This window comes from Pedobacter sp. BAL39 (assembly GCF_000170795.1).
Lineage (GTDB): Bacteria > Bacteroidota > Bacteroidia > Sphingobacteriales > Sphingobacteriaceae > Pedobacter.
Window position 1 is genome coordinate 202,271 of record NZ_ABCM01000008.1, and the last position, 24,532, is coordinate 226,802.

At 47.5% G+C, this 24,532-nt stretch carries 18 protein-coding genes and 1 tRNA gene; 8 read left to right on the plus strand and 11 right to left on the minus strand.

Annotated features, from left to right (window positions below):
- Positions 1-13 precede the first annotated feature (13 nt).
- The 3 genes from PBAL39_RS12625 to PBAL39_RS12635 all read right to left on the minus strand — a co-directional run bounded on the left by PBAL39_RS12625 (position 14) and on the right by PBAL39_RS12635 (position 1,707).
- The gene (locus PBAL39_RS12625; RefSeq protein WP_008242001.1) at positions 14-751 is read right to left on the minus strand and encodes an NUDIX domain-containing protein; all 738 of its coding nucleotides are present in this window, start codon (positions 749-751) and stop codon (positions 14-16) included.
- 214 nt (positions 752-965) lie between these two features.
- Positions 966-1,175: a hypothetical protein gene (locus tag PBAL39_RS12630; RefSeq protein WP_008242002.1), complete on the minus strand. Its 210-nt coding sequence runs from the start codon at positions 1,173-1,175 to the stop codon at positions 966-968.
- Positions 1,176-1,194: 19 nt separating this feature from the next.
- Complete coding sequence (locus PBAL39_RS12635) at positions 1,195-1,707, minus strand: hypothetical protein (RefSeq protein ID WP_008242009.1); 513 nt, start codon at positions 1,705-1,707, stop codon at positions 1,195-1,197.
- Positions 1,708-2,067: 360 nt separating this feature from the next.
- Here PBAL39_RS12635 and PBAL39_RS12640 point away from each other — a divergent pair, with 360 nt between their 5' ends.
- The 3 genes from PBAL39_RS12640 to PBAL39_RS12650 all read left to right on the plus strand — a co-directional run bounded on the left by PBAL39_RS12640 (position 2,068) and on the right by PBAL39_RS12650 (position 7,087).
- Complete coding sequence (locus PBAL39_RS12640; RefSeq protein ID WP_039866545.1) at positions 2,068-2,682, plus strand: porin family protein; 615 nt, start codon at positions 2,068-2,070, stop codon at positions 2,680-2,682.
- 184 nt (positions 2,683-2,866) lie between these two features.
- Positions 2,867-5,299, plus strand: coding sequence for a DUF1963 domain-containing protein (locus tag PBAL39_RS12645; protein ID WP_008242011.1), 2,433 nt, complete (start codon positions 2,867-2,869; stop codon positions 5,297-5,299).
- Between the two features lie 63 nt (positions 5,300-5,362).
- A complete protein-coding gene (locus PBAL39_RS12650) occupies positions 5,363-7,087 on the plus strand; it encodes a glycoside hydrolase family 3 protein (protein ID WP_008242012.1) in 1,725 nt (574 codons plus the stop codon).
- A 65-nt stretch (positions 7,088-7,152) separates the two neighbouring features.
- Here PBAL39_RS12650 and PBAL39_RS12655 read toward each other — a convergent pair whose 3' ends face one another.
- On the minus strand, positions 7,153-7,650 hold the full coding sequence (locus PBAL39_RS12655) for a thioredoxin family protein (RefSeq protein WP_008242013.1): 498 nt from the start codon (positions 7,648-7,650) through the stop codon (positions 7,153-7,155).
- Between the two features lie 85 nt (positions 7,651-7,735).
- On the opposite strand from PBAL39_RS12655, the gene PBAL39_RS12660 reads away from it, so the two are divergent.
- From PBAL39_RS12660 to PBAL39_RS12680, 4 genes are all read left to right on the plus strand, one after another.
- Complete coding sequence (locus PBAL39_RS12660; RefSeq protein WP_008242014.1) at positions 7,736-10,978, plus strand: exodeoxyribonuclease V subunit beta; 3,243 nt, start codon at positions 7,736-7,738, stop codon at positions 10,976-10,978.
- A 2-nt stretch (positions 10,979-10,980) separates the two neighbouring features.
- Positions 10,981-13,893, plus strand: coding sequence for a PD-(D/E)XK nuclease family protein (locus tag PBAL39_RS12665; RefSeq protein ID WP_008242015.1), 2,913 nt, complete (start codon positions 10,981-10,983; stop codon positions 13,891-13,893).
- A gap of 98 nt (positions 13,894-13,991) precedes the next feature.
- A complete protein-coding gene (locus tag PBAL39_RS12670; RefSeq protein ID WP_008242016.1) occupies positions 13,992-14,978 on the plus strand; it encodes a pyruvate dehydrogenase complex E1 component subunit beta in 987 nt (328 codons plus the stop codon).
- Positions 14,979-15,812: 834 nt separating this feature from the next.
- Positions 15,813-18,161 carry a Tex family protein gene (locus tag PBAL39_RS12680; protein WP_008242020.1) on the plus strand — a complete coding sequence of 783 codons (2,349 nt, stop codon included), beginning with the start codon at positions 15,813-15,815 and terminating at the stop codon, positions 18,159-18,161.
- A 153-nt stretch (positions 18,162-18,314) separates the two neighbouring features.
- On the opposite strand, the gene PBAL39_RS12685 is transcribed toward PBAL39_RS12680, so the two are convergent.
- The 6 genes from PBAL39_RS12685 to PBAL39_RS25370 all read right to left on the minus strand — a co-directional run bounded on the left by PBAL39_RS12685 (position 18,315) and on the right by PBAL39_RS25370 (position 21,702).
- Positions 18,315-19,376 carry a DNA polymerase beta superfamily protein gene (locus tag PBAL39_RS12685; protein WP_008242021.1) on the minus strand — a complete coding sequence of 354 codons (1,062 nt, stop codon included), beginning with the start codon at positions 19,374-19,376 and terminating at the stop codon, positions 18,315-18,317.
- Positions 19,373-20,128 (minus strand): nucleotidyltransferase domain-containing protein, encoded by a 756-nt coding sequence (locus PBAL39_RS12690; RefSeq protein WP_008242022.1) that lies wholly within the window; start codon positions 20,126-20,128, stop codon positions 19,373-19,375. The genes PBAL39_RS12685 and PBAL39_RS12690 overlap by 4 nt, the downstream gene beginning before the upstream one ends.
- A gap of 8 nt (positions 20,129-20,136) precedes the next feature.
- Positions 20,137-20,748, minus strand: coding sequence for a slipin family protein (locus tag PBAL39_RS25580; protein WP_198139818.1), 612 nt, complete (start codon positions 20,746-20,748; stop codon positions 20,137-20,139).
- Positions 20,637-21,233 carry a hypothetical protein gene (locus PBAL39_RS25585; protein ID WP_008242024.1) on the minus strand — a complete coding sequence of 199 codons (597 nt, stop codon included), beginning with the start codon at positions 21,231-21,233 and terminating at the stop codon, positions 20,637-20,639. The genes PBAL39_RS25580 and PBAL39_RS25585 overlap by 112 nt, the downstream gene beginning before the upstream one ends.
- 173 nt (positions 21,234-21,406) lie before the next feature.
- Entirely contained in the window at positions 21,407-21,568 is a 162-nt protein-coding gene (locus PBAL39_RS25365) for a hypothetical protein (RefSeq protein WP_008242027.1), read from the minus strand.
- 67 nt (positions 21,569-21,635) lie between these two features.
- Positions 21,636-21,702: transfer RNA gene (locus PBAL39_RS25370), tRNA-OTHER, on the minus strand.
- Between the two features lie 401 nt (positions 21,703-22,103).
- Here PBAL39_RS25370 and PBAL39_RS12700 point away from each other — a divergent pair.
- The gene (locus PBAL39_RS12700) at positions 22,104-23,126 is read left to right on the plus strand and encodes a YafY family protein (protein ID WP_008242029.1); all 1,023 of its coding nucleotides are present in this window, start codon (positions 22,104-22,106) and stop codon (positions 23,124-23,126) included.
- Here the strand turns inward: PBAL39_RS12700 and PBAL39_RS12705 are convergent.
- A complete protein-coding gene (locus PBAL39_RS12705) occupies positions 23,123-24,523 on the minus strand; it encodes an RtcB family protein (protein WP_008242031.1) in 1,401 nt (466 codons plus the stop codon). The two genes, PBAL39_RS12700 and PBAL39_RS12705, sit on opposite strands and share 4 nt — an antisense overlap.
- Between the last annotated feature and the right edge of the window lie 9 nt (positions 24,524-24,532).

Genomic DNA, 24,532 nt, shown 5'->3' on the forward strand with positions numbered 1-24,532 from the left:
CTTCTGCGAAAACCTACCAAAGTGGTTGAAGGCCATCTTTTAGCGCGGCATTGTATTTATCAACGTCAAACTCATAGAGGTTGGGTGCTTTATGTGCGCCCCCGCGTCTGGTTTCATCGAGTTTCTTCAGGATGTTAAAAGAAGTCATCTTCCGGTAGAAATTGCCCCTGTTCAGCTTTTTATTCAGAATGGTCTCATAGAGCTTCTGCAGCTCAGGCATGGTAAACGCCGAAGGAAGCAGGTTGTATCCAATGGGTTTATAGTTTAGATGCAACCGCAGCGCTTCCAGCGCCTTGTCAATGATCTCTCCATGGTCCATCGCCATCTCCGGAAGCTCATTCAACTGCTTCCACTCGCAGAAGTCGGAAATGTCATCCGGAACAGCCTTAATCTCTGTATTGTCTACTAAAGCATAATAACCGACGGTAAGGAAACGCTGTTTGTTCCACAAACCATCCTCATGATCTTCAAAAAAACCTTGCGAACGATTGGGCGCACCCATTACGCCAAACTGATGCAGAAAGACTTTGTCGGCACCGCTGCGTTCCTTTAAAACTCTATACGCAGCTGCATCCAGGTCTTCTTCTTTTAGCAGGTAGCCACCTGGAAGCTGCCACTTCGTAGCGTCCTTCATTTTTAGCAACAGGACTTTGATCTCTCCCTCATGGAAACCAAATACCACACTGTCTATGGAGATGTGTGGTAAAAACTTGGCCCAGGCCTCTTTGCTACGTTCTATGAGGTATTGCATTGCCCCCTAAAATAGAAAGTATTTAGACAAAAAGCATAGAAAATTTGCAGATTATAAAAATACTGCTTACCATTGATTCTTTTTGAAGCAATAGTTTTGCAATATCAATTATTTAACCGTTTACGGTGGTGATCTCCGGGGGGTGATATCAACGCCGAAAGCCTGCAATCAATATGATCTGCAGGCTTTTCGGTTCATTAGGGGAGGGGTTAATCTACGAGAGTCTATGTTGTGTCCAGGGGCTGTCTTTCATCAGGTCTTCGGCAATGCCGATGATGCCGTCGAGGCTCATGTTGGCGCCACTCCATAGTGCGGTTTGCTGCTGTGGGCTGAGCGCTTGAGCGGCAGTATCTGTACGGTATTTTTTGCCGGAGAGTGCTGTAAACAGCGAGCTCATTTTTTTAAAAAAACTGGCGTTAGACATAGGGAGATGTATTAGAGGTTTAGGATGATATCTTGATGGTTGCCTGATCTGCTTTTCTTTTGATCTCCTCCACAAAACTCTGGTAGTCGCTTTTCGAAAGAAAGTCGTCGGCATCAAAGGCATATTTTAGTCCCATTGAAGGAGCATGAATGTTGATTTCCTCTTCGTCAGACTCGGTATTGATGTCCACAGCGGTGATGGTATGATAGTTCACCTCTGTGAGCACTCCCTTGTAACCCTCCACCCGGGTAAAGCGGAAACTTTGATCGCCAAGGACAATTTTCTTTTGATTGCTGTTGAAGGCTTTTGTTTTCAGTAGATTGTGGATGGTCAGCAACAGTAGAAACAAGCCTATACCGAAGAGGATTACATTTGGCCATGGGTAAGGAAGGAAATCCAGGCGGATGTTCCTGTAGCGGATCTGCTCAATTCTATTGACGGCGCTAAAACCCATGCCTGCGATGCCGATCACCCCGACGATCGCCCCATAAAGACCATAGTCACTTCTGTAGGTCAATTCTCTAGTGTTCATTGTTGATGTATTTAGATAGTTAATTTCTGCTGATCAATTGTTATAATCTAAAGGTCAGTATACTTTCCGATAGTTAAAGCCCTGTTTAGTATTCGCTGGTATCAGTGTAATATTTGTTTGCCTGACCTTATTATTTGTCTGATGTTATTCTCAAACCAGCGTCTGCCGACTGCCTTTGTATCAAATTTGATACATTTTTTGGCAGCTGATATGGCCGGTTAGCGGTAGCCACAAAATTTAAGAATAATTGTTTTATGAGCTGTTAATCGGTGTTTTGTGTGTTGCAACAACGAGTTTGAGCTTCGTCCTAAAGCGGATTGGCACATTTCTTTCATGTTGCTGTTTATAAAACTACACAACATGAAAAAGATAATTATTTTGGCCATCGGCCTTTTCGCAGCAACTGCTGCAAGCGCACAGAGCCCAATTAGGTTGGGTGTTAAAGCAGGTTTAAACATTCCTGACATCATTAAAGGTGATGGAAACAATGATTTTGATACTAAAGTAAATCCTGGTTTCAATGCCGGTATTACATTGGATATTCCATTGATTACCGGACTGGCATTTACGCCGGAGTTGTTGTATGCTACAAAAGGTTACAAAGCAGAAACGGCTTTTGGTAACTTCACGCAGACCACACACTTCATCGATATTCCAATCCTTGCAACAATCAATCTTGGTGGAAGTGGATTGAACCTGGTTGCAGGTCCTCAGGTATCTTTCCTGACTAAAACGAACAATAAGTTTGACAGCGGTTTCGGTACTGTTGAGGAAACCATCATTGAAGATAAGTCAGACCGCTTTAAGAAAAGCCTCGTAGGTGGTCTGATTGGTTTCAGATATGACATTAATGACAAAGTAGACATCCATGGCCGTTATGCCCTGGACTTCCAGAAAAATAATGAAGACGGATCAAGAGAAACTCCTGAATATAGAAACCAGGTGTTCTCTGTTGGTCTGGGACTAAAGTTTTAATCACATTACCTTTGGAGAGGGTGCTTCCGGCTATTGAAGCCTGGGGAGCACCCTTTTTTTATGGGAGAATACCGGCCGGGTTGCTATTGTCATCCGAAAAATGCTATTTTCGGAATCAATTCCGGCCTTTTTTTGTTAAGATCTGCAGTAATGAATTAAATTCCTGATGATAAGATAAGATCCGATGCAAACTACTTCCACAGAAACACTCAGCGTCAGTTTTCCTACTTTATATGAGCATATCCGCATTTCATGGGAAAGCATTCAGGCCGAACACAGAAAAGATAACGACTACCTTTCTTATATTAATGTCGGCTTACAGGAGCTCAGTTTCTACGACAAATACAAAGGAGATGACCTTCCTGCAAAATTTAGAGCAAGCTGTCTGGAGCAACGCGGTATTGTGGACCTGATCGCAGACAAAACATTACCCGTTGCCGGTGCCCGGGCTGAGATCAGAACGGTGAAGTCGCCCGAAGGATATTTCTACTATTTCGGTGTGTTGCCTGTCAGCAGTCAGTTCTGCTACACCTTTATCGGTGATTGTGAAAGTGTCTCACGAGAATTTTATGAGCCATTGTTTGATAAAATATTCGAAAGCCTTCAGTATTTCGGCAACCCTGCGGAGGCATGGAAGAAACAGCAGGAAGCAATTGAGGCCCTTTTTTCCAAATACCAGACCGATACGACAACATCCGCCACGGAAGAAAAAAAGGAGGTCGAGTCTTTTGCCGTTCCGGCAGATGGCAGGGAGCACTGGCAAATTGGTGATCATACTTTTGTCCTTACCGCGCAGCCTGAACTCTCCATTTCAGATGGCGACGGTGCCTTGTATGTGAGGATCGACGGGCTGGCACCTGATGACATGGATCAGGAACAAAGTGACCTCATCAACGATTATGAGGACAGAAAGGTCTACCTTCAGTTTTATTTTAAGGGCATTTACAATGCTGGGATACCCACCGGCAGGTTTTCATTTGAGAAAGAAAAAGAAAACACCTATTTGTCCTACTTATGGAAAGGAGGTTTTCATTATTTGCAGGAGCTCAGCGCAGAGGTGACGCTGGAAGATGGCTGGCTGGGCATCAATGGCTATTTCAATGAATACCCGGTGCGCCTGGCGGTAAAGCTGCCTACAGATCAGCTGGACTGGACAAAATATCGCTTTCTCTCAGAACAGGAGGTCGACACTGCTAAACCAGCCATAGTACATCAGCTATGGCTGAAAGATCCTTATCCCGGGTTGATCCATGAAACCCTTCAGCCATTGACCCATCTTCGGATGTTGTCCATTGACTTTCCGGGCGACAGCAAGCAGGCCGGCGACTTTAAAGAGGTACCTGTCGCAATAAAACGTTTCGGGGAGCTGACAGAGTTGTCGCTGACCGGCGTTACGGCGCTGGACAGTCTTCCAAAATGGCTGGGCGATCTGAAAAAGCTGGAAACCATACGTTTGTCCGGCAGTCAGGTAGAAGGGATCCATCCGTATATCTTGCAGCTGCCGGTATTGAAGAACCTCTACCTCAGCGGCAATCAACTGGGCTCCATTCACCAGGCATTACCTCCGCGACTGGACACCCTGGTGCTGTCAGGCAACCAGCTGAGCTCAGTACCCGAATCGGTGCTGCGTTTAAAATATCTGAATATTGAGGAGAATCCACTGAAACAACTGCCTGCCGGACTGGATAAGATCCCGAGGTTATACCTGGAGCTGGAAAAGAAAAGAAGCCTGCTGGATTATACTTATAAGGGTGCTGATGGTCTTGGAACAGTTGCTTATGATGATCAACGCTTTTATGCGAAGCAGGATTCTGAGTTGCTGAAGATACTGGAAGCCGGGATTGAGGGTTCAGGGTTATCAAGGTTCAAAGAAGGACTAGTCGACCGTAGCCGTAAATCAGTGGCGCTGGCGACAACAACTGAAGACGATTACTCGGAAAAAGGAAACCACCGTTTTGGGGGGCTGCCAGACTTACCTGCTGGTGTAAATTATCCTTTCTTTACTGACGCTGATGGAAATGAACAGGGACTGCAGTTCATCGCGCAAATCAATTGTGCGGATGTTGCCCATCTGCAGGATTACCTGCCCAGGAAGGGCATACTTTATTTTTTTATCAAAGATCAGGAAGAGATGGGGCCGCAGGTATGGTATTACGATGTCGAGGATAAGGATCTACAGTCCGCCGCGGCATTGGATATCGATCCGGAGTTTATTTACGATGACAATGGCATCTATACCCCTTTTAGGGCGGAATCTGGAAAATACGCCAGCATCCCCAACCTCTACAATGCCAGAAGTTTATACCCGGAGCTATCGGAGCTCGAAGAATTGTACGATGAAACGGAAGAACTGGAAAGCCGCTTAAAGGGTCATTCCGTAGATCCTGTTCATACGATAAACTCTTATGTATTCAAGCAGCACGGCACGCCGGAGATGGAAGCTGTAGACGATAAAAAGGGGGATCCTGACGAATGGACAGTGCTCCTGTGCGTCAGTTCCGATCGAAATACCGGCTTTAACTTTTGGGACGCCGGGGAGATCTACTTTGTGATCCATAAAAGCGACCTGGAAAAGAAAGATTTCTCGAATGTATACTGCGGATTGGAAAGCAGCTGATATTATTTAACTTTGATGGGCTGCGCACCTCAGGGCAGTCCACCTGAACAAGACCATCATTGAATGAAGCTTAAACATACCATCACCACCTCGCTGCTGATGCTTACTGCAGTATATACCGCTACAGCACAGCGGGCGCAGGCCCCAAAAACATCCTATCTGCAATCTCTGGAGCGCCCCAATGAATGGGTGGACTCAGTTTTCAATAAGCTGAGTAAACGTGGAAAGATTGCCCAGCTGTTTTTTGTCAGGGCACATACCAATCTTGGTCAGGCCTATGAAGATTCTGTAGCACGTGTGGTGCGGAGAGAACGCATCGGCGGACTGGTATTCTTCCAGGGAGGGCCGGGCAGGCAGGCGATCCTGACCAACAGGTATCAAAAGTTGGCGCGTACCCCATTGCTGGTTACTTCCGATGGGGAGTGGGGGCTGGGCATGCGACTCGACAGCACGATTTCTTATCCCTATCAGATGTCGCTTGGTGCCATTCAGAACCAAGAGCTGCTGTATCGTATGGGGCGGGAAGTGGCTAAGGACTACCAAAGGATTGGCATGCACATGAATCTGGCACCGGATGTGGATGTAAACAACAATCCCAAAAATCCGGTAATCAATTACCGCTCTTTTGGAGAAGACAAATATAATGTGGCCCGTAAGTCGGCATCTTATATGAAAGGGATGCAGGATGGTGGCCTGTTGGTGAGCATTAAACACTTTCCGGGTCATGGGGATACGGATGTAGATTCACACTATGATCTTCCTGTGCTCCCTTATACAAAAGCGCGCCTGGACAGCCTGGAAATTTATCCTTTTAAGGAGCTGATCAATGCTGGAGCTGCCGGCGTGATGGTGGCGCATATGAATATTCCAAAGCTTGATCCGACGCCCAATATGCCATCGACCTTATCAAAACCCATTGTTACGGGCATCCTGAAGGAGCAGCTTGGATTTAAAGGACTGGTAATTTCCGATGCCATGGAGATGAAGGGTGTGGTCAAGTTTTTTAAAGATGGAGAAGCGGATGTGATGGGGCTGATTGCCGGCAACGACATCCTGGAGCTTTCCGAAAATAGCGCGCGTGCGGTAAAGCTGGTGCGCAAGGCTGTTGCCGAGGGTCGGATCAGCATGGACCAGATTGACGCCAGTGTCCGTAAGGTGCTGACGGCTAAATATTGGGCTGGTTTAAGTGTAAAGGATACCATTAATGAGCATAATGTTTTTGCAGGTGTGAACAGACCGGAGAGTTATGCCCTGGTGCAAGAGCTCGCCAATGCATCCATGACCATGCTCAAAGGCGGGCAGTCGCATGTCAGAAGCTTTTCGCCCCTGCGCAGAACGGTGATCATCAGTGTGGGGACTCCAGAAGTTACCACCTTCCAGCGCGACCTGGGTAGCCATTATCCAAATTCCGTGTTTTATTCCATAGACAAAAATGCCAATGCCAACACCATTGCAAAGGTAGTTCGTGAGATTGATGCTTTTGATCAGGTGGTGATTGGCATCCATGATACGCGGAGCCGCCCGTCAAACGGAATGGTGCTGAGTGCAGACCTGAAGGCTTTCCTGAAAAATATGGCGACTAAGAATGCGATGTTCGCACTTTTTGCAAACCCGTATAACCTGGCCACACTGCCGGGCCTGGAAAAAAGCAAAGGGCTGCTGGTGGCCTATCAGAAAGAAGATTTTATGCAGCATGCTGCGGCATCGGTGATCAAAAATCAACTGATTGCCACAGGAAGGCTGCCTGTTACCGTGAATACCTTCTTTAAGTACGGCGATGGGGAGTAAGCTTATTTACAAGGATTAACTTGTCTACAAGGATTACGCTTATTTAAAATTATAGCGGAGAATAACTATTTGTTATTCTCCGGTTTCAATGCTGCGGGAGCCCATCCTGTGAGAAACTCTGTTACCTTTTTTACACTATGACCTTTTCCTTCTTCGAGGTAGGCTGAGTTTTGCGTATGCAGGCGCTGGCCATTACCATCTAGGATGACAAATACTGGGTAGCCAAAACGACCGGGGTAGCCCAGTTCAGCCATGACGGCCTCATTTTTATTTTCCTTACTGTAGTTGAGGAGTACGGTCTCGTAGTTGTCGTTCAGTAAAGTTTTCAGCTCAGGCGTGGCATCTACCAGTTTATGGAAGGCGATGCACCATGGGCACCAGTTCCCACCTACCTGGATGAACACATGTTTACCCTCTTTTTTTGCTTTCGCTACCGCTTTGGCAATGTCTGCTTTGGCATTAGCCTCAGGGTTATATAATTTTACTGTTTCCTTTGCTGTTTGTGCATAGGAAGATCCTGCGAGGGCGATGCAGGCGAACAATATCAGTGCGATTCGTTTCATAGGATTGCTGTTTAATGGCGAATGAAATACGAAAATAAGAAACAATGGATGGTTTTGTGTAATCTGAATATTGTTTTAGCTTTACATGATGCCTCTACAGCCTCTAAAAATACTTCAAGCTTCTGCAGGATCGGGTAAAACATTCAGTCTTACCGCTCATTATTTGACCATCCTGCTGTCGGGAGAAACCAAGTACCGTGAGATCCTGGCGGTGACCTTTACCAATAAGGCTACCGAAGAGATGAAAACGCGGATTATGGAAGTGCTCCGCGGTTTTGCTACCGCTGCAGAGGAGGTGGAGGATTATCGTTTGCTGGTGCTGAAGGGCCATCCGGACCTGGACAGGCAGGAGCTGCAGGAGAAATCGGCGCGCATTTACAAGCGGATTCTGCACGACTACAGTCGTTTTTCGGTAAGTACCATCGACGGCTTTGTGCAGAAAGTCATCCGTGGTTTTGCCTTTGAGCTGGGGCTGGACTCCGGTTATGCCTTGGAGATGAACTTCGACAAGGTGAAAAATGAACTGGCAGACCGCCTCGACGAGCAGATGGACAACAACCCTGCCCTGTTGCAGTGGATCATTGATCTTGCTTTAGACCGGATCAGCAATAACATCAGCTGGAATTACCGTACCGAGCTGACGGACCTTGCCGGGGAGCTTTTTAAGGAACGTTATCAGCCCTTCGACCAGGCGATACAGGAACTCATCCAGCATAGCGACCTGAATGTGTTGTTTGCGGAATACAGCAAGGCTACCAAAGAACAGGTTTCTTTTTTTGAGCGCAACATTAAAGAGCTTGCCTTGCGGGCGCTGACCGTCTTTGAGGCTGCGGACATCAGCCCGGATCAGCTTAAGGGGAAGTCGCGCTCCCCACTCCTCGCCATTCAGAAAGTGGCCGATGGCGATTTCTCTAAAATCGAGAGCCTGGCGAAACTGATTAATGAGCCTGAAGAGTGGTTCAAACCGGGCGCCGATCCGGGTCTTTACGGCAACCTTAACCCTTTGCTCGCTAAATTACGCGATACCTACGTGGCAGAGCTTCCTGCCTATATCCTGGCACAGGCTTTCAACAAAAATTTATACTACCTGCGCCTGATGCAGGAAATGGCCGTGCTGCTCAAGACCTACCGTCAGGAGAGCGGCAACCTGCTGATCAGTGATGCACAGAACCTGCTGAAGGGCATCACAGGAAGTGATGATAGCAACCCGGCTTTCATCTGGGAGAAGACCGGCAGCAGATACCGCCATTTCCTGTTTGACGAATTCCAGGATACTTCCGCCAACCAGTGGGGCAACTTCAGGCCATTGCTGAGGAACGCCATGGCGGAGGCAAACGGCCGCCTGATCGACCACCTCATTGTCGGGGATGTGAAGCAGTCGATCTACCGCTGGCGGAATGGCGACTGGAACATCCTCCATCAGCAGGCAAAAAAAGACATTGGCGAGCTGTATGTTACTGCCGCCAGTCTGGAGGAGAACTACCGTAGCACGGAGAACATCATACGGTTCAACAATATGCTTTTTAAGGCATTGCCCCTGCTGATGCAACGTCGCCTGAATGAGGCCATTGAGGGGCAGTCGGCGAATGCCGCATTGCAGCAATGGTGGCAGGAGCGGGGTTTTGACAGGATCATCACCGACGTTTACCAGGAGGCGGAGCAGCAGCTGACGCCAAAAACAGCTGAAGGAGGATGTATCGACATTAGTGTCGTTAGTACTGATGCCGAGGGGGCCAGCCTGGGCAGGTCGGGCTTTAAGGCTGAGGCCATCCGCAGGATGGTGCTTACCCTGAAGCGGCTGATTGTTGAGGAGCAGCGTTATCAGGCAGGAGATGCCTGTGTGCTGGTGCGTTCCAATGCAGAGGCTGTTGCGGTGGTAGATGCACTGATGGAAAACCAGATCAATGTGATCTCCGGGGAAGCGTTGCTCATTGAAAATAATACCGCAGTGAAGATCATCATTAACACATTAATGGTGATGGCCGGACTGCCCAACAATACTGCTTTGTATAAGGCAAACTGCATCAGCCTCTATGCGCAGCTGAAGGGGGAGCAGGTCATTCCGGTGCATTGGTTTGACCTGAAAGAGAAAGGCCTCCATGAGCTGTCGGGCATCCTGCCTGCTGTACTTTGTGAGCACTGGAAAAGCTGGATGCAGCAGCCCTTGCCGGAGTTGCTGGAGAAGATGATCGGTGCCTATGGCCTCGACCAGCCCTCGCAGTCTGCACACCTGCCTTACCTGTTTGCACTGCGCGACCTTGCGGGGAACTTTGCACGGCAGGGCGAAAAGGGGATTACCTCCTTTCTCAGCTATTGGGAGGAGGAGGGAAGAAGGAAGACCTTGCCCTCTTCGGAAAGTACCGATGCGGTACAGGTCATCACCATCCACAAATCCAAGGGCCTCGCCTTTAAGGTGGTGATGGTGCCCTTCTGCAACTGGGATATCAATGGCAAGGCCAACAGCATCTTCTGGGTGCCTGCCGCGAATACGCCATACCACCAGCTGCAGAGCATCCCCCTGAAATATAACAAAGACCTGGCTCAGTCGGCAGTAGCCATCCCTTATTACGAGGAACTGCTCTATAACAATATGGACTCGCTGAACATGTTATATGTCGCGACGACCAGGACAAAGGAATACCTGTACATGACCTGTCCGGGGAAAAAAACAGATACGGTGAGCACCATCGGCGACCTGCTGTCGCTCACACTAGGCGAGCAACTCAATGAAGATGGAGCATTTCTGATCGATGACCCCGTGCTGAAAAAGAAGGGGCCGCCCAGTGTGGCAGCCAATCGGCCGGAGTTGCTGAACCTGCATGAATATCCGACTTCGGGCAGGCTCAGTGAGGTGTTTAACAATGACCTGAAAAGGCGTGAGCTGGAGTTGCTGACCGGCAATGAAGCCGGCCGTCATGGCAGCATACTGCATGAGGTGCTGGCACGTGCTGCGGATCTGGTGGAGGCAGAGGCCGTTCTGAATACCATGCTCAATGAGGGCTATTTCAAGGTAGATGAACTTGGCGGCCTGAAGCAGCAGGTATATCATGTGATGCAACACCTGGAGCTTCAGGAGCTGCTGCGCAGCAGCAAGGAGACGGTCAATGAAAAAAGCATCATCGACATCGACGGGAAGAGCTACCGGCCGGATAAGGTACTGATCTCAGGTTCGGAGGTGACAGTGATCGACTATAAGTTCACCTCAAAGGAGAGCAAGGCACACATCCGACAGGTGCATGGCTACCGCAATTTGTTGCTGGCTATGGGCTATCGGCAGGTGAAGACCTATTTGTTTTATGCCCTGAGCGGCGAATTAAAATTAGTGTAAGCATGAAGCCCTTTTTAAGAGAAGTTGCAGAAGATCTGGTGGCGCGGCTTGGTGCCGAGCTACATCACGCAGCAATCGTATTTAATAATAAAAGGCCTGTGCCTTATCTCCAGAACCACCTGGCTGATGTCATTGGTAAGCCTTTCTGGAGTCCTTCGTTTTTTACCATACAGGAATTCTTCGCCTTGTCGACACGTCTGGAGATCGCTGATGGCTTTACACAATTCTTTACATTGCTGCAGCAGTACAACCTGCTACTGGCGGAGGAGGGCAGTAAACCGCTGAACCCGGATGTCTTTTATCCCATTGCGAGGATCATCCTGAGCGACTTTGCGCAGATCGACAATGACCTGGTGAATGCCGGTCAGCTGTTTGAGGAGCTGAAGGACATTGCCATCATCGAAAGGGACTTTCAGCACCTGAGCCCCGAGCAGCAAGCCTTTCTGGAGCAGTTCTGGTCGTCCTTCTCCGCAGGCAAGCAGTTGAACCACCAGGAGCAGTTCATCCGGATGTGGAGACGCATGCCGAAGTTATATGCCGGATTTCACGCTGCGCTGGAGGCAAAGGGCCTGACCACGATGGCGCATGTTTACCGTTTGCTGGCAGAAGGAAAGGCCGACCGGCCTGAGTTTGTGGCCGACTTTGCCCGGGGTAAACTGGTCTTTGCAGGATTCAATGCGCTGAGCAATGCCGAGGCGGAGATTTTTAAGCGCTGGCAGAAGGAGGAGAAAGGCCTCTTTTATTTTGATACAGATGATTATTACATGAAGGACGATACCCAGGAAGCGGGGCTGTTCCTTCGGAAAAACATAGAACGACTGGGTTTGCCGAATGCACTTGTGGAACAAAAAGAGCTGATCCGCAGCATTCAGAAGGAAGTGAAAGTCTACAAAACTCAGGGTCAGACGGCACAGGCGAAGATCCTGCAACAGGAGCTGCTGCAGGATTATCCCATGCTGGATAGCCGCGACAATGCCGGAAAGATCGCGCTGATCCTTGCTGATGAAAGCCTCTTGCTGCCGGTGTTACAGACCATTCCCACATCCTACCAGACGGTGGAGGGATTGAACAGCATCGACCTGAATGTAACCATGGGTTATCCTTTGCTGGCCTCGTCGATCTTTGGACTGGCGGACCTCTGGCTGAGCATCCAGTCACAGCTGACGGAGGGGAAGAAGGACACCGTTTATTACCGGGAGGTGGAGGCTTTTCTGTCGCATCCACTGACAGGTGTTGCTGCCGAACAACGGGATGTGTTGCAGCAGGAGATTCTTGCCGGTCAGCTGGTGGAAGTGCCATTGTCGCGATTGCAGGAGAGCCTGTTGTGGGAGCTGTTCTTCAGTCGTGTGAGCGGTGGATTGACCGCCATTTCCAGTCTGCAGCAGGTGTTCAAGCGCATCCTAGAGCGCCAGCTGGAAGATAAAACGCTGAAACAGACGGAGGCCGATCTTTTTGCGGCCACCATCAAGGAGCTGAACAGGCTGCACGATACACTGGAGCTTTACGCCTCCCGGCTGCCTTTACCTTTTGTGTTGTCGCTGATTCAAAAGGCCATACAGGGCATTGCGGTGCCACTCAGCGGGGAGCCCCTGCAGGGCATCCAGGTGATGGGGCTGCTGGAAAGCAGGAGCCTTGATTTTGAGCATGTATATGTTCTTGGTCTGAATGAAGGTGTTGTCCCACAGGTAAATGTCTCCCCCAGCTTTATTCCCGACAGCATCAGGCGGGCTTATGGTCTGCCGGTACTGGAAAACCAGGATGCGATCTCAGCATATATGTTCTACAGGCTTCTGCAGCGTTCCCGGAAGGTCAGCCTGGTATATAACGGGCAGGCTGACGACAACAATACAGGGGAGCCGAGCCGTTTTCTGCGCCAGCTGGAATTTGAAAGTGGCTATACCTTTAAATATTATGATCAGTCGCAGGCCCTGGCCATTGAAACGGTGTCCGACTTTAGCATTCCTAAAACAGGTGCCGTGCTGGAGCGGCTCCATGCTTATCTGGAGGGCCATGCGGCTTACCAGCCACGGCTGTCAGCCACAGCCATCACCACCTATCTGAATTGCCCGATACAGTTTTTCTATAAATACATCGCGAAGATTGAAGAGCCTAAGGAGCTGGCAGAAAACCTGGAGGCCAATAGCATTGGTTCTACCCTGCACCTGGTGCTGGAGCGTTTTTATGCGGGGCTGAAGGCCGATGATGACCACATTACGAAAGCGCGCATTTCGGGGGCACGCAAGGCGCTCGGCGAATTGTGCAAGTCTGCATTTGCAACGGTAATGTTCGACCAGGAGGAGGCCCGTGCGGAGCATAGCGGTATGGAGCAGGTGATGTTGGCCATCGTGGCAGAATATGCGAATGTGATCCTCGATCATGACGAACAGCAAGCCCCCTTTACACTGATAGAGCTGGAGAATGATGAAGACTACAAGATTCCTTTTACCATAAAGGTGCAGGGGGAGGAGCGGCGTGTGACTTTATTTGGGATCATCGACCGTGTAGATCAGCGCAATGGGGTGGTCCGGATTGTAGATTATAAGACCGGCAGGGACGAGATCGGCTACAGCAGCATTGAGGAGTTGTTTGAGCGAGATAGTCCGCAGCAGAACAAAGCCCTGGTGCAGACGCTCTTTTACACTTATGTGTATGAGCAGGCGCGCGGGATTCGTGGTGTGGAGCCGAACCTGTACATTGTACGTAAGATGAGGGAGGAGGGCACACTTTTCTACAGTCGCGAAAGCCGGAAGAAAGTGCTTTTACAGGCAGAGCATCTGGAAGCACTGAAGGAGAATTTCAGCAGCCTGCTGCGGCTGAAGCTGGAGGAGCTGTTTGATCCATCGGTGCCGTTCAGCCATACTACAGCGATGGAAAACTGCGTTTATTGTCCATACAGCAACCTTTGCGGGAAATAATATATGGGAAATGACATAAAACAAAGTGTAATTAAAACACTACTTTATAATTAATTTACAATAGTTATATTTGCCGACAGTTAATATTTGAATATACAATGAGAGAGATTCAATTTAGAGAAGCGTTACGTGAAGCCTTGAGCGAAGAAATGCGTAAAAACGAGAACATTTTTTTAATGGGCGAGGAAGTAGCGCAATACAATGGTGCCTATAAGGTTAGTCAGGGTATGTTGGATGAGTTTGGTGACAAGCGCATCATTGACACGCCGATTGCCGAGCTGGGTTTTACAGGTATCGGTATTGGTGCCGCGATGAATGGATTGATTCCAATCGTAGAGTTTATGACTTTCAACTTCTCTTTGGTTGCTATTGATCAGATTATTAACGGTGCTGCAAAGATGTTATCTATGAGCGGTGGCCAGTTTTCTATTCCTATGGTCTTCCGTGGCCCTACAGGAAATGCAGGACAGCTGGGTGCTCAGCACTCTCAGAACTTTGAGAACTGGTATGCAAACTGCCCGGGTCTGAAAGTGGTTGTTCCGGCAACACCTTATGACGCTAAAGGTCTGTTAAAGCAGTCTATCCTTGATCCGGATCCAGTGATCTTCATGGAGTCGGAGGTCATGTATGGTGATAAAGGTGAAGTTCCTGAAGGGGAGTACTACCTGCCATTAGGTAAAGCAAATGTGGTGAAAGAAGGTACTGATGTCACGATTGTTACTTTCGGTAAGATGCTGAGCCGCGTGGTGAACCCTGCAGTGGAAGAACTGACAAAAGAAGGTGTTAACGTTGAGGTGATTGACTTGCGTACAGTACGTCCTATTGATTACGCGACCATCATCCAGTCGGTAAAGAAAACCAACCGTTTGGTGATTGTTGAAGAAGCATGGCCTTTGGCTTCTATCTCTTCAGAGATTGCTTTCAATGTGCAGAAAAATGCTTTTGATTATTTAGATGCTCCGGTATTGCGTATCACCTGCGCAGATGTGCCGCTTCCATACGCACCGACATTGATCGCTGCAAGTCTTCCAAATGCGGAGAAAGTGGTTAAAGCTGTTAAAGAAGTAATGTACGTTGCAAAATAAGCAGCTGTATTCCTGATATTTGAAATCCCGTTGGCGAAGGCCAGCGGGATTTTTTTTTACTACATTCTGTATTATATACTCATATCATAGTGAAAGTCCCGTACGTGAAAAATAGATTTATCTGTAAACATAACTGCTTATTCTTTTATCGCCTGTTTTGTTTAGAATGCCTTTTTCGGTACCTGATTTAAGATCACGACTTGCGGTTGCGGGAGAAATTGTTTTGAAATATTGAAGATACTCCTTACGAGTAAAATTCCTGTTCCCTACTACTTCTTTAAAAATGGAAATTCTATCATCATTCAGAAGTGAAATATTTGGGGTAGAATATAGCATATTTAGGGATTTAATATGCTCTCCAACGTAAATACAATAAATGGAGTTGAATGGCCAAGGCTAATGATGACTGTATTGTTTTGATGCGATTGGACTTTCGGAGCTGTGCAGGAGGTCTGTTTAGTTGTACCGAATTTACTTCGCCAATTTTTTCTGAGACTCTTGATAATAAGTTGAGTATTTCACTTGTGATTGTGTATGGAGGTTTGGTGAATTTCATAGCGATAGTATCATATGATACTATCAAAGTTAATTACATTTTAGTAATGTAATGTTAAGGCTCATTTTTTCTGAATTGGGCTATTTTGTTTTTGCAATTCATTATCCCTGAAGGTGGTTCCTGTCTAACTGGCGACGACATACCGAAAGGCACCTTCGTTGAGCTGTGCGGACCGGTAATTAAACAAATCATTAACATTTTATTTATTTGAGGATGTCAAATGTTAGGGGTAATTTTGGCGCCAATTGTGCGTTTAGGACATCAAACCAGAGTATAAGATGAGTCATCATTCTAAAATCATCGCTGCAGAGTTAAGTGTGGCAGAAAAACAGGTCCTTGCGACCATTGAGTTGTTGGATGAGGGTGCTACCGTACCTTTTATCTCCCGTTACCGTAAAGAAGTTACCGGCAGTCTGGACGAGGTGCAGGTGGCGGGGATCCGCGACAGGTTTCAGCAGCTGCGCGAGCTGGACAAAAGGCGTGAGGCCATCCTGAAGGCACTTGCCGCGCTGGATAAGCTGACGCCAGAGCTGGAGGCGCAACTGAATGCGGCAGCAAACATTGCTACAATCGAAGACATTTACCTGCCATATAAACCGAAGCGTAAAACAAGGGCTTCAGAAGCACGCAAAAAGGGACTGGAGCCTTTGGCACTGACCATTCTGGAGCAGGGGAAATCTGATCCTGAAGCCGAGGCTGCAAAATTCCTGAACGAAGAACTTGGTGTTCATCACGCCGAAGAGGCACTTGCGGGTGCTCGAGACATCATCGCGGAGATCATCAACGAAAATGCGGAAACACGTACATCAATGCGCCACTACTTCCAGCAAAAAGCGACGTTCAAGTCGACAGTAGTAAAAGGCAAGGAGGAAGAGGGCATTAAATATAAAGACTATTTTGAGTGGGAGGAGCCTTTAAAGGGCGCACCATCACACAGGGTACTTGCCATGCGCCGGGGGGAGAATGAGTCGATCCTGAAGCTGGAAACGATGCCTGAGGAAGATGGGGCAATCGATATACTGGAGCGTCAGTATGTGAAAAGTGCCAATCTTGCAGGGGCACAGGTGAAGATGGCCATTCAGGACTGCTACAAGCGGTTGCTTGGCCCGGCAATGGAAACGGAGGCCCGTTCGTTGTCGAAAGAAAAAGCAGATGAAGAAGCCATTCGGGTGTTCGTCGAAAATGCCAGGCAATTGCTGCTTGCAGCGCCAATGGGACAGAAGAATGTGTTGGCGATAGACCCGGGGTTCCGGACCGGCTGTAAGGTCGTTTGTCTGGACAGACAGGGTAAGTTGTTGGAAAATACCACCATCTATCCGCATACGGGACAGGGCAATATTAAAAATGCCGCTGACAAGCTGAATGAGCTTTGCAAAAAACACGAGGTAGAAGCCATTGCCATCGGGAATGGTACTGCAGGCAGGGAAACGGAAGTTTTTGTCCGCGGCCTTGGTCTGACAGGCATTACCGTGGTGATGGTCAACGAAAATGGTGCTTCTATCTATTCTGCATCAGAAGTTGCGCGTGAGGAATTTCCTACTCAGGACATTACCGTACGTGGGGCGGTTTCTATCGGTCGCAGGCTGATGGACCCTTTAGCGGAGCTGGTAAAGATCGATCCTAAATCTATCGGGGTAGGTCAGTATCAGCATGATGTGGATCAGAATAAATTACAGCAATCGCTGGATGATACGGTGGTCAGCTGTGTGAATGCGGTAGGTGTGGAGTTGAATACGGCATCAAAACAAGTATTGGCCTATGTATCAGGTCTTGGTCCTCAGCTGGCGCAGAATATTGTGAATTACAGGAATGAACATGGGGCATTCAAAAACAGAGAAAGTCTGAAGAAGGTGCCTCGTTTAGGAGATAAAGCATTTGAACAGGCTGCAGGGTTCTTAAGGATCAGGGATGCGGAACAGGTATTGGATACCAGTGGTGTACATCCGGAGCGTTATGCGTTGGTCAATAAGATGGCCCGCGACTTGAATTGTACGGTTGCACAGCTGGTGAAAGATGCGGAATTGAGAAAACAGATCAAACTGCAGCAGTATGTGAGTGAGGAGATTGGTTTGCCGACTTTAAACGACATCGTGAATGAGCTGGCTAAGCCAGGAAGGGACCCAAGGGAACAGTTTGAAGCTTTCAGCTTTACTGATGGTGTCAATGAGATTGCCGACCTGAAAACGGGAATGAAGCTACCGGGTATCGTCACAAACATCACCAACTTTGGTGCTTTTGTGGATATCGGCGTCCATCAGGACGGACTGGTGCACACCAGCCAGCTTGCAGACCGTTTTGTAGCAAATCCGAATGACGTCGTTAAAGTACACCAGAAAGTCGAAGTGACCGTGGTGGAGGTAGACGTTGCACGCAAGCGCATTTCGCTTTCTATGAAGACCGGAAAGGCTCCGGAGAAGCATCAACGCAGAGAAGCAGGTAGGCCTTCAGCAGCTGGAGATAAAACAAAAAGTTTTAATCAGCCGGGATCCGGTAAAACGGGTGCTGGTAAGCCAGGAGGAGCAGCGGCAGGCGCAAAACCAGCGCGTAAGCCGGAACAGAAAACAAAAGCTCAGGCTGATGGTGATCTTCAGCTGAAGCTGGAAGCTTTAAAAAATATGTTTAAGTAAGATCGATTCAGATATATAAAAAACCGGTTGTCTTAGGAAAGACAATCGGTTTTTTTATTTGCTGAAATGTGAAATCGTCTTTCTGTGAAAGACAGTTATTCAAAAATCGTCTTTCACAGAAAGACGATTATGTTATTCTTCTGATATCGTCTGTTAAGTTTGATAGAGTTCTTCTCTCATTTTTACAAGTATCTTTTCTATTTCCTCGTTATCCGGGCGTTCCGGCAAACTACAGGTTTCAGCAGCTTGTTCTATCTTTTCTATGGTAGCTTCAGATAAAGACAACAATGTTTCATAACTATATTGTCCTGATTTGATGTCCAGCAGTTCCTTTCTGTTCGGGCGTCGCACATTTAACTGTCCGGTGCTGAGAATTTCATGTGTGACCTGTAATAACCTTAGGGTATGCATCATGTTTTTGGCATCATAGGGTTCTCCATGTTCCTTATGTTGCTGGTACCGGGCTTCATTTCTTTCCTTCACCCAGTTCCAGTAAGAGGTATGCTCCTTGCAATATATGGAGTACGCGTCCTGATTAAAAAAGAGGTAGGCCACTGCTGTGGCTCCTTTTGGAATAGAGGAAAGTGAAACCTCATTTGAGGCCTCAGATGACACTATGCCTTTATAGTTCCGCGTCTGCTCCTGGTCATAAAACAAGGAGTGTAAGCCTTTCGAATGCGTCATTTTTGATAATCCGCATTGTTGCTGACGGTAATTTTTTGTTTGCAGCCACCTATCCAGCGGAGTCATATCCTGACCACTGAGTACATAACAGAAGTCTGTAACAGGTTTTCTCTTAATAGGAAATGGGTTCATGATCTTCTTTTTAAGCCCCCTTGCCTTTCTGATTTGGGTGACAGCATAACCGGCGAAGGTATCTTTACATAACTTCGATAGGAATGATGAGATGTTGAGCCGCTTCATGACCGGGTGCATGAACAGAATATCCTCCTCCGGAGCCGCCAGCATTTCAAGTATGTTGGGATTGTTCCGGAGCAGGAGTTCAACAAACCTGCCCAGCTCATAGTAGACCTTATCATTACGCTCGTCGCTGATCTGAGGAAGATCTGTAAGTCCGAAAAACTGATCCCGGGAAAGGTAGTATACCCCCTTTATATCAGTGTCTGAAGTTGCTGTTGCCAATCCGTAGGCCCTGCTGCCGCTGACACATTCGAACAGCAGCAGGCCACGATCTTTCATTTCCTGTATGGTCATTTTTCTTCAAGTGTTTTCTTTAAGAATTGGTTTAAAGGTACAACATCAAAATTCCGCTCGATTAGTGTTTTTTCAGCAGAGCTGATGCGTATCATTTCATTGTCTATATATGCTTTTAATATGGGGTCTATCATGACCAGTTCCTGCTCCCTTGCAGTCGCTTTATAGGCGACCATATCATTGACTATCTTTTGTAATGGTCCAGGAAGCAGGCCCGCTAAGGGGCCTATTTCCATGGGAGCGATCTGGTTCTTGTCCAGACACCATTTCGCAGAGAGCAATGATCTGAGCACGTAGAAAAGTTTCTTTATCCCTATTTCGCCGGTATCACTTAAGCTTTCGTATGCTCCTCTTGCGATGCCAAGGTAATGGTGGATGTTGCGTCTTTCATTGAAAAAATGAGCGCACATCTGCCACAGTTCCTGTTTAAATAAAGGATCTGTACGGTATATTATGGGTGATTGTAGCCACTCAAATATGGTCGTGTTACTCTTCATCATCAATCGCAATACCTTTCTGAGGTCCCAGCCGTAGACATCCAGTTCTGCACTGATCGGGAAGCTGAGGTGTTCTGTTTCGGGCATTACCGAAAGATAGTTGTCCATCGGTCTTGTGTAAACAAAACGCACATCATAGTCGCTGTCCGGGGATGGGAACTGCCATCCCCGGCTGCCTGATTCGCAGGCAAAGTGTATTTTTATCTGGTGCTCCTGTTCTATAGATCGGAGCCTATCCAATATTATCGTTTTCATTATTGTTTCTATTTTACAAATAACTGTTTCAGCTGCTCCATGATCTGGCCGTTGCCGGACAGGCTGATGGTGTTGATCTTTTCGGTGATCTTCTCGACATACTCCATTTCTTTGAGCTTGTAAAGCATGGCGTTGTCTTCCATCAGTTTGGCGGTATTCAACAGGCTTCTGGTGGAAGCTGTTTCCTCTCTTCTTGTAATCAGGTTCGCCTGCGCTCTTTTTTCGGCAACCAGCACCTGGTTCATGATCTCCCTGATGTCACCCGGCAGGATGATGTCTTTTACGCCACAGCCTATCAATTGTACCCCCAGCATTGCCACAGCATCTTTGGCTGCGGTTAATACTGAGCCGGATATCCGTTCTTTATTTTCCATCAGCTCATCAAAGCTTAGCTTTCCAATGAGCTCGCGGAGCTCCAGCTGGATGTTTACATACAGTTGTTTTTCGAAGTCCTTGTTCTCCAGCAATGCCTTTTTAACGTTGAATACCTCGTACTGCAGGGTGAAGTTCAGCCTGAGTTGTGCTTTGTGTCCCTGGTCAGGATTTCCTGACCCGAAATATCCATGTTCTGCAGTCTGGTATCGGCTTTCAGGACCTGTATATTGGTCGGGTTTTTCCACCAGAAATAAGTTCCTGCAGGAAGTTCCTTTTCAAACTTTCCATCAATGAGCATCAGCCCTGTTTCATAGTTCTCCACCTTAAAGGACCTCACATAAGCTGACATCTGTGGTTTTTCAAGGATATAGCGTTCAATGGAGTCGGTCGTATTGTAATCGCTGATGTCGACAGTCAGGAATGAATAGTTGTTCAGTCCTTTCCAGAAGGCATATTTACCAGGAGCGAGCACCTGTTTAAAGTTGCCATTTTGAAAAACAAGGGCAATCTCTTTATCTCTGACGTCGATGACATGCACCAGTGGTTCAAAGGTTTTATCCAGCAATAATACATTCAGTTCGGTAGTAGCGATGAAGGTTTTCGACTGATCGTAGACTTCTACAGTCTCTCCAGACCAGAACCAGTAGTTTCCGGCAGTGATGGCTTTTTTAAATGTTCCGTTTTTATAGACCAGTCCTACATGGTCGGTATTGATTTCTATATTTTTCATTTTGTTAGTGTTAATGGTTGTGTATTTATTTTATCTTTTTTAAGGTGTTGTTTCTGTAATAAGCAAATTGAAAACATCCATCCGATGCCTGCGGAAGAAAATGCTGTTTGGAGTTTCTCTTCCCTGCTGTTTTATGTCAACTACGAGCGTTTCTATAGTGGTCATGGACAGCCTTAGAAGGTCTCCTCCATCTGTTGTTTTCCTGCAGAGCAGACATCAGGGTTGCTTTTGTAGTATTGCCGCTCCTTTTCCGGTTTTTCCCTTGGAGGATCAGCCTGCCTATGCAGGCTTTGAGCAATCTTACTCAGCCGGATGTTTTCTCCTTGCGTGTTCATCAGGGCATTTGAAAAGTTGCCTTCTTTTGTGGACCGAAGTCCGGTGCATTACCATTTTGCTATTCCATGGACAATGGAAGCAGGATTCGAACCTGCATAGGATTGTTTGATCTACCACTGATCTACTTCTTTTCAGAAGGCGGGAGTCGAACCCGCGACCCAACAATGGACAATAAAGGCTTCCGGTGATCAGGATATGATTGCTCATACTTTGGGGCCTTACAGAAACCCTCAACATGGATCCACCTTTTATTCGTTTATTGTCATTCTCTCCCCAGGAGAGAATATTTTGATGTACTGATGTACAGTTGATATCAAAGAACTGGTTGCCTTCCGGCGACATTACAAAGATGCCAGGTGGGCGACGCAGCTGACTTGCGCAGTGGGACGATGAAAGTGATTAATTTTTTATATAGCTGTTAATTAATGATTTACATTCGTTTTCGGCCTTCTTTAATCTGAAAAAAGTTTTTGTTACGCAGTTCAGTTGCGTAGTGCTAATGAATTTTTACTTTTATTGTAAATAAATGAAGGTATGTCGATTAACAAATTAGCCCTGATCCGATACAGAACGATTGATGAATGTTTAAAAAACAGGTACCGTAAATGGACGCTGGATGACCTGATTGAAAAGGTTGCCGACATGATCTATGAATATGAGGGCATCGACTCAGGGGTAAGCAAGCGGACCATCCAGGCGGATATTCAATTGATGAGAAGTGATAAGCTAGGTTATAACGCACCGATTGTGGTTACCGACAGGAAGTATTATTCCTATAGTGACCCTGCGTACAGTATCACCAATGCGCCGATCAACAACAACGATATTGAGAAGATGAAAGAGATCGTCGATGTCCTGAAGCAGTTTAACGGTTTCAGTTATTTTGAGGAGATGAGTGATATGGTGGCGAAACTGGAGAACAACCTCAACAAATCTACCAACAAAACCAGGAACTGTATCCAGTTTGAGAGCAACCAGCAACTGAAGGGCCTTCAGTACATCAATCCGCTGTACCAGGCGATACTTCATAAGCGGCCGTTACTCATAGAGTACAAGTCTTTTAAGGCGAGGGAAGCACGTAACCTCATTTATTATCCTTATCTGTTGAAGGAATACCGGAACAGGTGGTTCCTCATTACCAGGGCCCGCAAGGGCTCTACGCTGCTGACGCTGGCACTTGACCGCATCATAGATTTTCAGGAACTAAGCCAGGAGCCCTTTGTAGAGTATAAAGGTGTAGATTTTGAACGTTATTTTGATGACCTGCTGGGGGTGACTAAGTCGGAGAAGGACCGTGCGCAGCGGGTAATCTTAAAAGTAGACCATCAGAACGCTCCATATATATTAACGAAGCCAATGCATAAATCGCAACAGGTTTTGAAGGAAGATGAGGACGGCATCCTCTTTAGGATTGACGTCGTCCTCAACTTCGAGCTGGAGCGGGAGATTCTTGGCTTCGGGGATTGTATGAAGGTACTGGCCCCGAGGATGCTGGCTAAACGGATAAAAAGGCGACTGGCGAATGCCGCAGGGCAGTACCAGGAAGGAGAAAGTTAATCTTTATTCATGCGCACGATCTTTGGCATAAACCTTCCCTGAACCTCTATGAGGCTTTTCTGTAACGCCATTACCTTGTCGATATCCTTATAGGCATTTGGATTTTCTTCGACACTGCCCCCAATCAGCGTCACCCCTGCATTGCTAAGGATTTTTTTCAGCGCTGAGGCCGTCATATTGTTTTTGGCTTTCTGACGGCTCATGGCCCTGCCTGCCCCGTGGGCGGCCGAGTGCAGAGCTGCTGGTATTCCTTTACCCATCACCAGGTAGGCGGCGGTAGTCATGCTGCCCGGGATGATCCCCATTTCACCGGCATGGGCCGGTGTGGCGCCTTTGCGGTGCACGATCACTTCCCTGCCATCTTCCAGCACATCTCTCCATGCGAAATTGTGATGGTTTTCGACCGTGGCCAGTGCTTCCAACCCGAGGGCTTTCAGAAGGTTATGATGAATGACCTCGTGACAGGCTTTGGCGTAGTCGCCAGCAAGGTTCATACTGAGCCAGTAATCCTGACCTGCTGCGGTATTCATGTCCAGCCAGGCCAGTCTTTCCGCTTCCTTAGGTAGTTTACATTGCGCCATTGCCATCCTGGTGTAATGCTGCGCAATGTTGGCGCCCAGTCCGCGGCTCCCTGAGTGGGACAGCAGGGCCAGGTATTTTTTCGGTGCCAATCCCATTGCATTGTCCGGATAGAGCTCAATTTCTCCAAACTCGACAAAATGATTGCCGCCGCCGGAGGTTCCCAGTTGCCGGGCAGCCTTGCCCTGGAGCTTTTTCAGTAGTTCTGTTTCTTTAAACATGCTGCTGTCCATGATTTCATGGTCCGGCAGGGCCGGCAATGTCCCCTCCATACCGAAGTGTGTCCACTCTTTGAGCGCGATCTTGGCCTGATGACTATATCTTTTGAAAAAGCTATCAGTTTCATCTATAATGGTCATCGCCATTCGACATCCGATGTCTACGCCTACGGCATAAGGGATAACTGCGTCTTCGGTGGCCAGCACCGCGCCAATCGGGAGTCCGTATCCTGTATGTGCGTCAGGCATCAGGGCTCCCTGTGTTGCGACGGGTAGAGACATGGCCAGTTCCATCTGTTTTTTTGCACCCTGATCAATGTCTTTTCCACCGTAAATCCTAAGCTGGCCCCTCTCCTGAAGCAGGTTATAGGCTTTGAAGTCCTGGATTTTGGGTCTGTCCATCCATGTGAGTGCAATGGGGCTCAGTGTTTCATGATCTTCGTATTTCTCTGGCTGGTCTTTAATATGAGTTAATAATTCTGTGATTTGTATTTTACTGTGGTGCTTGAAGTGTTTAGCCATGATGTTGATCACGAGACTTCTTGCTTTATCATTGGTGTAACCTATTTTACTAAGTTCTTTTGTTTTTAAAATGCTCATTGCGTTTTG